12 protein-coding genes, 1 pseudogene and 1 riboswitch are annotated in these 12,549 nt (G+C 70.1%); of the genes and pseudogenes, 3 read left to right on the forward strand and 10 right to left on the reverse strand.

The window, feature by feature from the left end:
* Nucleotides 1-45: 45 nt before the first annotated feature.
* The 4 genes from AB0C82_RS00370 to rlmN all read right to left on the reverse strand — a co-directional run bounded on the left by AB0C82_RS00370 (nt 46) and on the right by rlmN (nt 5,225).
* On the reverse strand, nt 46-1,089 hold the full coding sequence (locus AB0C82_RS00370) for an ABC transporter ATP-binding protein (protein WP_362834631.1): 1,044 nt from the start codon (nt 1,087-1,089) through the stop codon (nt 46-48).
* 2 nt (nt 1,090-1,091) lie between these two features.
* Entirely contained in the window at nt 1,092-2,705 is a 1,614-nt protein-coding gene (locus tag AB0C82_RS00375) for an iron ABC transporter permease (RefSeq protein ID WP_362836940.1), read from the reverse strand.
* Nucleotides 2,706-2,776: 71 nt separating this feature from the next.
* Entirely contained in the window at nt 2,777-3,874 is a 1,098-nt protein-coding gene (locus AB0C82_RS00380) for a thiamine ABC transporter substrate-binding protein (protein WP_362834775.1), read from the reverse strand.
* An 84-nt stretch (nt 3,875-3,958) separates the two neighbouring features.
* Nucleotides 3,959-4,075: riboswitch (TPP riboswitch) on the reverse strand.
* A 43-nt stretch (nt 4,076-4,118) separates the two neighbouring features.
* Nucleotides 4,119-5,225 (reverse strand): 23S rRNA (adenine(2503)-C(2))-methyltransferase RlmN, encoded by a 1,107-nt coding sequence (rlmN, locus tag AB0C82_RS00385; protein WP_362834777.1) that lies wholly within the window; start codon nt 5,223-5,225, stop codon nt 4,119-4,121.
* Nucleotides 5,226-5,410: 185 nt separating this feature from the next.
* Between rlmN and AB0C82_RS00390 the strand changes: the two genes are divergently transcribed.
* Complete coding sequence (locus AB0C82_RS00390) at nt 5,411-5,752, forward strand: DUF6233 domain-containing protein (protein WP_362834779.1); 342 nt, start codon at nt 5,411-5,413, stop codon at nt 5,750-5,752.
* A gap of 104 nt (nt 5,753-5,856) precedes the next feature.
* Nucleotides 5,857-6,264: a hypothetical protein gene (locus AB0C82_RS00395; protein ID WP_362834781.1), complete on the forward strand. Its 408-nt coding sequence runs from the start codon at nt 5,857-5,859 to the stop codon at nt 6,262-6,264.
* 77 nt (nt 6,265-6,341) lie between these two features.
* Here AB0C82_RS00395 and AB0C82_RS00400 read toward each other — a convergent pair whose 3' ends face one another.
* From AB0C82_RS00400 to rpsB, 5 genes are all read right to left on the reverse strand, one after another.
* Complete coding sequence (locus tag AB0C82_RS00400) at nt 6,342-7,424, reverse strand: phosphatidate cytidylyltransferase (RefSeq protein WP_362834783.1); 1,083 nt, start codon at nt 7,422-7,424, stop codon at nt 6,342-6,344.
* Nucleotides 7,424-7,981 carry a ribosome recycling factor gene (gene frr, locus AB0C82_RS00405; protein WP_073726823.1) on the reverse strand — a complete coding sequence of 186 codons (558 nt, stop codon included), beginning with the start codon at nt 7,979-7,981 and terminating at the stop codon, nt 7,424-7,426. Before frr ends, AB0C82_RS00400 begins: the two co-directional genes overlap by 1 nt.
* Before the next feature lie 119 nt (nt 7,982-8,100).
* Entirely contained in the window at nt 8,101-8,877 is a 777-nt protein-coding gene (gene pyrH, locus AB0C82_RS00410; RefSeq protein ID WP_362834785.1) for a UMP kinase, read from the reverse strand.
* Nucleotides 8,878-9,036: 159 nt separating this feature from the next.
* Nucleotides 9,037-9,873, reverse strand: a complete 837-nt coding sequence (gene tsf / locus AB0C82_RS00415) for a translation elongation factor Ts (protein ID WP_362834787.1) — start codon at nt 9,871-9,873, stop codon at nt 9,037-9,039.
* 99 nt (nt 9,874-9,972) lie between these two features.
* Nucleotides 9,973-10,896: a 30S ribosomal protein S2 gene (rpsB, locus tag AB0C82_RS00420; protein ID WP_362834789.1), complete on the reverse strand. Its 924-nt coding sequence runs from the start codon at nt 10,894-10,896 to the stop codon at nt 9,973-9,975.
* A gap of 413 nt (nt 10,897-11,309) precedes the next feature.
* On the opposite strand from rpsB, the pseudogene AB0C82_RS00425 reads away from it, so the two are divergent.
* Nucleotides 11,310-11,750: pseudogene (locus tag AB0C82_RS00425) on the forward strand (M23 family metallopeptidase); the annotation flags it as partial.
* Between the two features lie 127 nt (nt 11,751-11,877).
* Here AB0C82_RS00425 and AB0C82_RS00430 read toward each other — a convergent pair.
* The gene (locus tag AB0C82_RS00430) at nt 11,878-12,435 is read right to left on the reverse strand and encodes a helix-turn-helix domain-containing protein (RefSeq protein WP_362836942.1); all 558 of its coding nucleotides are present in this window, start codon (nt 12,433-12,435) and stop codon (nt 11,878-11,880) included.
* Nucleotides 12,436-12,549 lie beyond the last annotated feature (114 nt).

A 12,549-nucleotide genomic window follows, 5' to 3' on the forward strand; every position in this document is an offset into this window, starting at 1 on the left:
AGGGGACCAGGCTCCGGCAGGCGCCGCCAGCCGGTCACTCCCCCGTCAGGGGCCGGCCGGCTCCGGGCCCGTCGGTGACAGGACCACCGTCTCCGCCGCCTCGAAGGTCACTCCGACGGACGCGCCCTCATCGGGGGTGTCCCGCAGCGCGCACTCCGCCTCCAGCACGGGCCCGCTCTCCGGATACAGGAGAACGGAGACGTGGTGTCCCCGGAACGTACGCGCCCCCACGGTGCACCGCAGGCCGTCCTCGGGGGCGCCCATCCGCACCCCGGCCGGCCGCACCAGCAGCTCGCACCGCCCCTGCGACTCCCCCTCGGCGACGGCCAGCTTGCCCCAGACCGTGTCCGCGACCGTGCCCGTCACCTCCGCGTCCACCACGTTGTCGAAGCCGAGGAACCGGGCGACGAACGCGGAAGCGGGCCGCTGCCACACCTCCAGCGGCGTCCCGGTCTGGGCGATCCGCCCGTCGCGCATCACCACCACCCGGTCGGCGAGCGCGAACGCCTCGCCCTGGTCGTGCGTGACCGCGAGCACCGTCGTGCCCAGGCGGCCGAAGAGCGTACGGAGTTCGACGACCAGCCGTTCGCGCAGGCTCCGGTCCAGCTGTCCCAGAGGCTCGTCCAGCATCAGCAGCTTCGGGCTGGGGGCGAGCGCACGGGCGAGCGCCACGCGCTGCTGCTCACCCCCCGACAGTGCGGCGACGGCCCGCCGCCCGGCCCCCGGCAGCCCCACCAGGTCCAGCAGATCGGCGACTCCGCGCTCCCGCTCCGCCCGCCCCGCGCCATGCATACGAAGCCCGAAGGCGACGTTGGCGCCGACATCGCGGTGCGGGAACAGCTGGTGGTCCTGGAACATCAGGCCGAGGCCCCGCCGGTGCACGGGTACCCCCGCCTGGTCGGCGCCGCCCAGCAGCACGCGGCCGCCGTCCATCGGCTGCAGCCCGGCGACCACCCGCAGCAGCGTCGACTTGCCGCTGCCGCTCGGCCCGAGCACACAGACGATCTCGTGCTCGGCGACCTCCAGGTCCACCGCGTCGAGCGCCTTGCGCTTCCCGAAGAGGACCGTGGCCGATTCCAGTGTCAGCATCGTCAGAACTCCCCGGATCGGTCGGTGCGGATACGTTCCAGCAGCAGCAGCGAGACCGCGCAGACGAGCATCAGGATCGTGCTGAGCGCCATCGCCTGCCCGTAGTTGAGCTCCCCCGACCGTCCCAGCAGGCGGGCCACCGCGACCGGCAGCGTCGGATTGTCGGGGCGCGCGATGAACACGGTCGCGCCAAACTCACCGAGCGACACGGCGAACGCGAAGCCGGCGGCGACCAGCAGGGCCCTGCGCACGAGCGGCAGATCGACCTCGCGCCAGGCCCGCAGAGGAGAGGCCCCGAGCACCGCGGCCGCCTCCCTGAGGCGCCCGTCGACCGCCCGCAGGACCGGCAGCATGGTCCGTACGACGAAGGGGACACCCACCAGGGCCTGCGCGAGCGGCACCAGGATCCAGGACGTGCGCAGATCGAGCGGAGGTTCGTCGAGCGTGATGAGGAAGCCGAAGCCGACCGTCACGGCGGACACCCCGAGCGGCAGCATCAGCAGCGCGTCGAAACCGCGGACCAGCCGCCCGGCCCGCCTCGTGAGCGCGGCGGCGGCGAGCCCGCCTACGAACAGCGCGATGAGGGTCGCGACGAGCGCGTACCTCAGTGAGTTCCAGACGGCTTCGAGCGGTGGGACGAGGAAGGTGGAGCCGCTCGCGTCGGCGGACTGCAGGGCGCGGTAGAAGCCGAACCCGTAACCGCCCGATCCGTCGAACGAGCGCTCGACCAGCACACCGAGCGGCAGCAGAATCAGCAGGAGGACGGTCAGCAGGACCCCGCCGAGCAGAGTCCACTGCCCGGCGCCACGCGGTCTGCGGGCCGTCTGCTCCGGGTCGACCAGCTTCAGCGCGGTCTCGCGCCGCCGTACGGTCCAGCCGTGCAGGGCGAGGATCGCGCCGACGGCGGCGAACTGCACCAGGGTGAGCACGGCGGCCGTCGGCAGGTCGAGGAGCTGGGCGGTCTGCCGGTAGATCTCCACTTCGAGCGTGGAGTAGGCCGGTCCGCCGAGGATCTGCACGACGCCGAAGGAGGTGAACGTGAAGAGGAAGACCATCAGGGCCGCCGCGGCCACCGAGGGCGCCAGCGCGGGCAGGGTGACCCGCCGCCAGGCCGCGAACCGCCCGGCACCGAGGACCCTGGCGGCCTCCTCCTGCCGGGGATCCAGCTGCGACCACAGGCCGCCGACGGTCCGTACGACCACCGCGTAGTTGAAGAAGACGTGGGCGAGCAGGATCGCCCACACGGTGGTGTCGAGCCGCACCCCCCACAGCTCGTCCAGGAAGCCGCCACGGCCGAGGAGCGCCAGGAACGCCGTCCCCACGACCACCGTCGGCAGCACGAACGGCACCGTGACGACGGCCCGCAGCAGCTGCTTGCAGGGGAAGTCGAAGCGGGCGAACACATAGGCGGCGGGCAGGGCGAGGACGAGGGTGAGCCCGGTGGAGGCGAGAGCCTGCCAGGTGGTGAACCACAGGACGTCGTGGATCTCCGGCCGGCCCAGCACCTCCCCGATCCGGCCGAACTGCCACCGGCCCGCGTCCTTCAGCCCGCGGCCGACGATCGCGGCGACGGGGTAGGCGAAGAACAGCGCGAAGAACACGACGGGCACGGCCATCAGGCCGAGCCGCACCGCGCTCCCGCGTATCCGCTCCCTGGACGCCCGCCCCTTGCGCACGGAGCGGCCGGCTACTTCACCACGATCGAGGACCACGACCGGACCCACTGCTCACGGTTCTCGGCGATCCTGTCCGGCGCCACGGTCGTCGGCTGGTCGATCTTCGCGCCGAACTCCGTGAAGAGTCCGGGCAGCTTCGCGTCGCTCACGACCGGGTTCACGAACATGTTCAGCGGCATGTCCTCCTGGAACTTCTGGCCGATCAGGAAGTCCAGGAGGGCCTTGCCGCCCGCCTCGTTCTTCGCGCCGTCCAGCAGTCCCGCGAACTCGATCTGGCGGAAGCAGGTCCCGGTGGCGACACCGGTCGGGGCCTCGGCCGGCTGCGGCTCGGCGTACAGGACCTCGACGGGCGGGCTGGAGGCGTAGGAGACCACGAGCGGCCGGTCGGCCTTCGCCGCCCTGCCGCCCGCCGAGCCGGAGAACTCGTCGTTGTACGCCTGCTCCCAGCCGTCGACGACCTTGACGCCGTTGTCCTTCAGCTTCTTCCAGTAGTCCTCGTAGCCGTCCTCGCCGTAGGCGGCGACGGTGCCGAGGAGGAAGCCGAGACCGGGCGAGGAGGTGGCGGCGTTCTCGGCGACCAGAAGGTTCTTGTACGCGGGCTTCAGCAGGTCGTCGAAGGACTGCGGCGGCGCCAGCTTCTTGTCGGCGAAGTACTTCTTGTCGTAGTTGACGCAGATGTCGCCGGTGTCGACGGGCGTGACCCGGTGCTTGTCCGCGTCGAGCTGTACGTCGTCCGCGACCCGGTCGAGGCCCTTCGCCTCGTACGGCGTGAAGAGGCCGTTGTCCAGGGCACGGGAGAGCAGCGTGTTGTCGACCCCGAAGAACACGTCACCGCGCGGGGATCCCTTGGTCAGGATCTCCTGGTTGAGCGCCGCACCGGCGTCACCGCTCTTGAGGACCTTGACCGTGTAACCGGTCTCCTCCGTGAACGCCTTAAGGACGTCCTTCGAGGCGTTGAAGGAGTCGTGGCTGACCAGCGTGACGGTCTTGGAGCCGGAGCCCTTGCCGTCCCCGGACGCACCGTCGTCGGAACCGCCGCAGCCCGCGAGGGCCGTGACACCGAGCGCCGCGGCGAGCGCGGTCACGGTGATCTTCTTGGTGGTGCTCATGTGATTCCTCCTGGAAGTGACCAGGAAGAGACGCGGCCCTGCCCGCCTCCCAGTGATCATCGGGAGGCGGGCAGGGCGCAACAGCTTGAGTAAGGTCCGAACTTCCTACCCGGAATGACCCGGGCGAGGTTCAGAGGGTCTGCGGCCAGCCTGTCCTTGGTGCCGCACTCTCAGCGCTGTGGCGCTCCCCTGTCGGAATATGAAGTTGAGTGTGGCGCCCAGGCTACACCGGGCCCTTTCCGGCTCAGCGCTCGGAGGCCGCCAGCTGTCCGCAGGCCCCGTCGATCTCCTGGCCGCGGGTGTCCCGGACGGTGACCGGCACGCCGTGGGCCGCGATGGCCTCGACGAACGCCTTCTCGTCCTCGGGCCGCGAGGCGGTCCACTTGGAGCCCGGCGTCGGGTTCAGCGGGATCAGGTTGACGTGCACCCGCTTGCCCTTGAGCAGCCGGCCGAGCCGGTCGCCCCGCCACGCCTGGTCGTTGATGTCGCGGATCAGCGCGTACTCGATGGAGATACGGCGCCCGGACTTCGCCTCGTACTCCCAGGCGGCGTCCAGCACCTCCCGTACCTTCCAGCGCGTGTTCACGGGGACGAGCGTGTCGCGCAGCTCGTCGTCCGGGGCGTGCAGCGAGACGGCGAGACGGCACTTGAAGCCCTCGTCGGCGAAGCGCAGCATCGCGGGCACCAGGCCCACGGTGGAGACGGTGATCCCGCGCTGCGAGAGACCCAGCCCGTCGGGCTCGGGGTCGGTCAGCCGCCTGATCGCACCGACGACGCGCTTGTAGTTGGCGAGGGGCTCGCCCATGCCCATGAAGACGATGTTGGACAGCCGCGCGGGACCGCCCGGAACGTCGCCGTCGCGCAGCGCCCGCATCCCGTCCACGATCTGGTGCACGATCTCGGCGGTGGACAGGTTGCGGTCCAGCCCGGCCTGCCCCGTGGCACAGAACGGGCAGTTCATCCCGCACCCCGCCTGGGAGGAGATGCACATGGTCACCCGCTCCGGGTAGCGCATGAGGACGGACTCGACGAGCGTCCCGTCGTGCAGCTTCCACAGGGTCTTACGGGTGGTGTCGTCGTCGCAGCTGATGTGCCGCACGACGGACATCAGGTCGGGGAACAGCGCCTCGGCGAGGCCCGCCCGCGAACCGGCCGGAATGTTGGTCCACTCCGACGGGTCGTGCGCGTACCGCGCGAAGTAGTGCTGCGACAGCTGCTTGGCGCGGAACGGCTTCTCGCCGATCGCGGCGACTGCTTCCTTGCGCTCGTCGGGCGTGAGGTCGGCGAGATGCCGCGGCGGCTTCTTGGCTCCGCGGGGCGCGACAAAAGTGAGTTCTCCGGGCTTAGGCATGGTTCATCCAGTGTCGCAGACACGCCGTGGTACCAGAGGTCATCGTCGGCTCACAGGAGATCGGGCCCGGCCGTCGGCGGCCTTACGGCGGCCCACAGGCGGCCCGGCGCCCCGGACGAGGGTGACCGATCGCACCCAGGACAGGCGGTACGCGGACTCCTTCACCGAGATCTAGAATCGAATACGTGTCCGAAAACTTCACTCGCCTGGATCGGCTGCGCATCGTGCGCGAGTGGCAGGCCTACCAGCTCGGCCGAACCGATCGGACGATAGCCGAGCTGGAGGAACAGCAGGCAGCAGCCGCCCGCGCCGCCCGCGTCCTGCCGCCGCCGGCGCCCGGATGGAAGCTGTCCATGCTGCGCACGGGCGGCAGGGCACATGCCGACGCCGTCCACACGGACGACTGCGGCATGAGCGGAAAGCAGACACAGCCGATGACCCGCGAGCAGGCCCTGCGCGCCCTCACGGAGGACGGCATCGAGGCATGCCCGTTCTGCCGGCCGGACAGAGACCTCGGAGTGCTCTGAACCGCGAGCTGCCGGAACCGGCGACAGGGGCGGCTCGCCACGCCGCCTGCAACCGGGCCGTCTCCCTGCGCGTCCCTCGGCTCACACGGGACAGGGGGACAGAAGTGGACTCGAACAGCATCGCCGCGTGGTCGGGGCTGGTGGGAAACGTGATCGCCGTCCTGGTGGCGGTCTTCAGCCTGCGCAAGGCCGAACGTGCCTTGGCCCAGTCCGAAGCCCAGTCGCTGCGCAGCCTGGAGAGAGCCGACCTGGCGCTGACACAGGCACAGCAGATCGCGGAGCGCACGCTGCGGGCGCACTACAACATCGACGGGGCCATGTCGGCCATCGCCTGGCGCGACCAGGTGATAGCTCTGCATGACCGAGGGCTGACGCCTGCCCAGATCCGGGCGATCATGCTGCTGGAAGAGGGCGGCGCGGGATACGAAGCCGGCAACGGACGCATCGACGACATCGTTCGGGAGGTTCCCCGGCCGAGCTCCACGGACCCCGGCAGGGTTTCGCCGACGTAGCGGAGCAGGAGTGAGGGCCCGCCGTCCGGGGGACGACGGGCCCTCACGACATGCCGGAGTGGACGGGAAGCCGGCCGTCAGCCGGATCCGACGAAAATCACCAGCAGCAGCCAGACCACGGGCGCGGTCGGCAGCAGTGAGTCCAGCCGGTCCATGATGCCGCCGTGACCGGGCAGCAGCGTGCCCATGTCCTTGATCCCCAGGTCGCGCTTGATCATGGATTCGCCCAGGTCACCGAGCGTGGCACTGACGGCGACCGCGAGACCCAGCAGCAGGCCCTGCCACCAGGCGCCGCCGTCGATCAGGAACTCCATGCACAGCGCACCGGCGACCATGGCGAAGCCCACGGCACCGAGCAGACCCTCGCGGGTCTTCCCGGGGCTGATGCGCGGCGCGAGCTTGTGCTTGCCGAAGCGCCAGCCGACCGCGTAGGCCCCCGTGTCGCTGACCACGGTCAGCAGCAGGAACGTCAGGACGCGCTGCGGTCCGTCGTCGGCGGTGAGCAGCATCGCGACGAAGGTGGCCAGGAACGGCACGTAGAAGGCGGCGAACACACCGGCCGTGACGTCCTTGAGGTACCCCTCGGGCGGTTCGGTCATCCGCCAGACCAGCACGGCCAGTGCGGTGAGCGCCATGGCGACCCAGGCACCCTCCGCACCGCGCACGTATCCGGCGACGACCATGGCGGCCCCGCCCACCGCCAGCGGTACGAGGGGCGCCTTGATGCCCTTGCGCTCCTCCAGGCGGGAGGTGAGCTCCCACAGTCCGACCACGACGGCGGCGACGATCACGCCGATGAAGACGGCCTTCACGACGAAGAGCGAGGCGAAGATGACGGCACCGAGCCCGACACCCACCCCTATGGCGGCACGGAGATCACGCCCGGCACGCTTCTTCGGCGGGGGCTGCGTCGGGCTGGACATGGGCTCCTGCGGCATCTCGTCACGGAACAGGGGACCGCTCGCGCGCGCGGTCTCCCTGTCCCGGTCGTCGCGGTTGTCAGCGTCTCTACCTGCGTCGGGAACGTCCGGCACGATGGGCATGGGCCGAGTCTGCTGGGCTTCATGCACATCGTGAGCAGGACCCGCCGGGGCGGCTCCCATCTGGGGCGCGCCCCAGTATCCGGCTCCCTGCGGGGCACCCCAGGAAGAGTCGTTCATCAGACTTCGAGCAGCTCGGCTTCCTTGTGCTTGAGCAGCTCGTCCACCTGGGCGACGTACTTCGCGGTGGTGTCGTCCAGCTCCTTCTCCGCGCGACGCACCTCGTCCTCGCCGGACTCCTTGTCCTTGACGAGCTTGTCGAGCGTCTCCTTGGCCTTGCGGCGGATGGAGCGGATCGAGATCTTGGAGTCCTCGGCCTTGGTCTTGGCGACCTTGATGTACTCCTTGCGACGGTCCTGCGTGAGCTCCGGGAACGTCACACGGATGATGTTGCCGTCGTTGCTCGGGTTGACGCCGAGGTCGGAGTCGCGGATCGCCTGCTCGATGTTGCGCAGCGCCGTCTTGTCGAACGGAGTCACCACGGCCATGCGCGGCTCGGGAACCGAGAACGAGGCCAGCTGGTTGATCGGGGTCAGCGCGCCGTAGTAGTCCGCGACGATCTTGTTGAACATCGCCGGGTGCGCGCGGCCGGTGCGGATCGCGGCGAAGTCCTCTTTCGCGACGACAACGGCCTTCTCCATCTTCTCCTCGGCCTCGAGGAGGATTTCTTCGATCACCACGTGCTCCTGCGTGTCTTGAGTGGACCCGGCATCGTCGGGCCCTGCGGATCATCCTGCGTCGCGTCCTCACCTGCACGGTCTCCGACCGGCAGGCGGTTGTCCATCCTTGGGGGCCGTCAGGCCCGGGTGCCCTCGTCACTCACGAGCGTGCCGATCTTCTCACCCTTGACCGCGCGGGCGATATTGCCCTCGGCGGTCAGTTCGAAGACGAGGATCGGCAGCTGGTTGTCGCGGCAGAGCGTGATGGCGGTGGCGTCGGCGACCTTGAGATCGCGGGCGAGCACCTCGCTGTACTCCAGGGCGTCGAACTTCACCGCGCCGGGGTTGGTCTTCGGATCGGCGTCGTAGACCCCGTCCACCCCGTTCTTGCCCATCAGCAGGGCCTTGGCGTCGATCTCCAGGGCACGCTGGGCGGCGGTGGTGTCGGTGGAGAAGTACGGCATGCCCATGCCTGCGCCGAAGATGACGACGCGCCCCTTCTCCAGATGCCGCACGGCACGCAGCGGGATGTACGGCTCCGCGACCTGGCCCATGGTGATGGCGGTCTGGACGCGCGAGTCGATGCCTTCCTTCTCCAGGAAGTCCTGGAGGGCGAGGCAGTTCATGACCGTGCCGAGCATGCCCATGTAGTCGGACCGGGCCCGGTCCATGCCGCGCTGCTGGAGTTCGGCGCCGCGGAAGAAGTTGCCGCCGCCGATCACGACCGCGATCTCCGCGCCGTCCCGTACGACCGCGGCGATTTCGCGGGCGATGGTGTGCACGACATCGGGGTCGACACCGAGGCCCCCGCCGCCGGCGAACGCCTCACCCGAGAGCTTCAGCATGAAGCGTCCGGAAATCGTGCCCTCGTCGCGCTTGTGGTCGGCCTGTGTGGCGTCCGCGCCCTTGTCCATGGAAATTCTCCTCGTGCACATACGAAGAAGGCCATTGCCGGTGGGTCTGGTGTCCCTCAGCGGCAATGGCCTCCTCGTCAGATCTGCGGTCGTACGGCGTGAGTGCGGCCGTCGACTGCACTAGACCCTATCGGGGTCCACCGTTGTTCGCGGACGGACTCAGATGCCGACCTTGATGCGCGAGAAGCGCTTCAGGGTGACACCGGCCTCGTCCAGGACCTTCTGGACGGACTTCTTCGGGTCCTTCGCGAACGCCTGGTCCAGGACGACGACGTCCTTGAAGAAGCCGTTGACGCGACCCTCGACGATCTTCGGAAGGGCGGCCTCGGGCTTGCCCTCCTCGCGAGAGGTGGCCTCGGCGACCCGACGCTCGTTCTCGACCGTCTCGGCCGGGACCTCGTCGCGGGTGAGGTACTTCGGGGCGAAGGCAGTGATGTGCTGCGCGACGTCCTTGGCTACCTCGGCGTTCTCCTTGTCCAGCTCGACGAGCACGCCGACCTGCGGCGGGAGGTCGGGCATGGTGCGGTGCATGTACGCAGCCACGTAACCGCCGGTGAACTGCGCGAAGCGGTCCAGGACGATCTTCTCGCCGAGGTTGGCGTTGGCCTCGTCCACGTACGCCTGGACGGTCTTGCCGGCCTCGATCTCGGACGCGAGCAGCGCCTCGATGTCGGCGGGGGAGGTGGCGGCGACGTGCGCGGCCAGCGCGTTGGCGACGGCCTGGAACTTCTCGCCCTTAGCGACGAAGTCCGTCTCGCACTTCAGCTCGAGCAGGACGCCGGAGGTCTTGTCCTCGGAGATGAGGGAGACGACGGCGCCGTTCTCGGCAGAACGGCCTTCGCGCTTGGCGACGCCCTTCTGGCCCTTGATACGGAGGGCCTCGACGGCCCCTTCGACGCTGCCGTCGGCCTCGTCGAGGGCCTTCTTGCAGTCCATCATGCCGGCGCCGGTGAGCTCACGGAGCTTCTTGACGTCAGCGGCGGTGTAGTTCGCCATGAGTCTGTATGTCTCTCTCGAAGTCTGAAAGATCTACGGGTGAACGGCGGGGGCGGTGCTTGTGGCACCGGCCCCCGCCGTCGTCAGCCGTGACGGGTGTCAGGCCTGCTCGGCGTCCGCGGCCGGGGCCTCGGCAGCGGGGGCCTCGGCGGCGGGCGCCTCGGCAGCGGCCTCGGCGACAGGAGCCTCGGCGTCGGCGACCTTCTCGGTCTCGGCAGAGGTCTCGACCTCGGCGTCGGCCTTCTTGTCACCCTCGAGCAGGTCGCGCTCCCACTCGGCGAGCGGCTCGCCGGCGGCCTTCTCGCCCGGCTTCGAGTCACCGGTGGCGGCACCGGAACGGGCGATGAGGCCCTCGGCGACGGCGTCGGCGATCACGCGGGTGAGCAGGGTGACGGAGCGGATCGCGTCGTCGTTGCCCGGGATCTTGTAGTCGACCTCGTCGGGGTCGCAGTTGGTGTCGAGGATCGCGACGACCGGGATGTGGAGCTTGCGCGCCTCACCGACGGCGATGTGCTCCTTCTTGGTGTCGACGATCCAGACGGCGCTGGGGACCTTCGACATCTCGCGGATACCGCCGAGAGTCTTCTCCAGCTTGGCCTTCTCGCGCGAGAGAACCAGGAGCTCCTTCTTGGTGAGGCCCGACGCGGCCACGTCCTCGAAGTCGATGAGCTCCAGCTCCTTCAGGCGCTGGAGGCGCTTGTAGACGGTGGAGAAGTTGGTCAGCATGCCGCCGAGCCAGCGCTGGTTGACGTAGGGCATGCCCACGCGCGTCGCCTGCTCGGCGATCGCTTCCTGCGCCTGCTTCTTGGTGCCGACGAACATGATGGAGCCGCCGTGGGCGACGGTCTCCTTGACGAACTCGTAGGCGCGGTCGATGTACGACAGCGACTGGAGCAGGTCGATGATGTAGATGCCGTTGCGCTCCGTGAAGATGAAGCGCTTCATCTTCGGGTTCCAACGACGGGTCTGGTGACCGAAGTGGACGCCGCTTTCCAGCAGCTCCCGCATCGTGACGACGGCCATGGCCGTACTCCTTGAGGTACTCGGTTATCGCGACCGCAGGATTGCTGTCGCGCCTGACGCCCCGACGCGCCGTGCCACAAGGGACCGAGGAGCGCGGCCACCGTCCGCAGAGAGGGTGGTGGCGGGGCGTGCGAAGTCGACCCGGTCACCCGGATCGCCAAAGGAAGTGTACGGGACCCGCCGGGTGCCGGGTGACGGCGATGTCCACAACGCGGCCGTCGTCCCCAGATCGGGCCCATGATCCCCGCGAGAGGGCCGGGCCGGGCAGCGTTGCGGACATGCGCCGCACACCTGCACCGTCCTCGTCCCGGTCCCTCGCAACCGCCCTCGCGGCCGTGTGCGCGGCCCTGCTCGCGGTACCGGTCCTCTGCTCCGGAGCCCACGCGTCCGGGCGGGGCGCAGAGGACGGGGACCGCTCGTGGCCGCTGGCGGGCCGCCCCGCGGTGGTACGCGGGTGGGAGCCGCCCAGCGGGCCGTACGGGCCGGGGCACCGCGGCGTGGACCTCGCGGCCGGACCGGGGGCCCGGGTGCTGGCGGCGGCCCCGGGCCGGGTGTCGTTCGCCGGGCCGGTGGCGGGGCGCGGAGTGCTCGCCGTCGAGGTGGCCGGGAGCGGCGAGCCGCCGCTGCGCACGACGTACGAACCGGTGCGCCCGCTCGTCGCCGAGGGCGAGGAAGTCGTCGCGGGGCAGCAGGTGGCTGTCGTGGGGCCGGGCCCGTTCCACTGCACGGCGTCCTGTCTGCACTGGGGGCTGCGGCGCGGCGGCACGTATCTGGATCCCCTGTCCCTGCTGCCGCCCGCACTGCTGAGGCGCGGCCCTTCCCGGCTGCTCCCGGTGTCAGGCGTACCGGAACCGGAGCCGCAGTTCTCCGCCCCGGCGGAATCCGGCCCTGCGGGAGGGATCCGGCAGGCGGGCCACGGCGAGCGCGGCCTGCCCGGACACGCGGCCCGGGCGGGAATGCTCGCGGCCGCCGCCGCGGCCATCAGCCCCTTACGCCGCGCAGGATCATCGCGACGGCCGTGTCGGCGACGACACCCGGTTCCTCGGCCACACCCAGCTCGATCCGGCGCACCGCGGCGTCCACCGAACCCTGCAGCAGCATCGCGGCGAGCCTCGGCTGCGCATGGCCGAGATCGCTCAGAGCCTCGACGATCATGGCGATCAGCCCACCGTGCGCGGCCCGGATCTTCTCGCGTGCGCCGGCGTCCAGCTCACTCGCGGAGATCGCCACGACCGCCCGGTGGCGCCTGTCTCCGACGAGGTCGAGCTGTCGGCGGACGTACGCCTCGATCTTCTCCTCCGGGGTCCCGGCGCGTTCCATCGCGTTCTCGACCTCGGCGGCCCAGACGGGGAAGTCGACGGCGCAGAGTTCCTCGACGACGGCGGCGCGGGAGCGGAAGTACTCGTAGACGGAGGAGCGTGCGAGCCCTGTGCGCTCGGCGAGAGCGGGGAAGGTCAGCGCCTCCGTACCGCCCTCGGACAGCAGGGAGCGTGCGGCGTCCAGGAGGGCGCCGCGCTGCATGGTCCGGTGCTCGGCCACGGAGGCCGCTCGAATCCTGGGCACGTATCCACTCTACGGCGGCAGGGGTTCGGGAGGGTGTGCGCGCCCGCGTTCGAGTGGCCGAAGCCGGCCGGGCCGTGCGCCGGAGGGCGG

It is taken from the genome of Streptomyces sp. NPDC048560 (assembly GCF_040650955.1).
Taxonomy (GTDB): domain Bacteria; phylum Actinomycetota; class Actinomycetes; order Streptomycetales; family Streptomycetaceae; genus Streptomyces.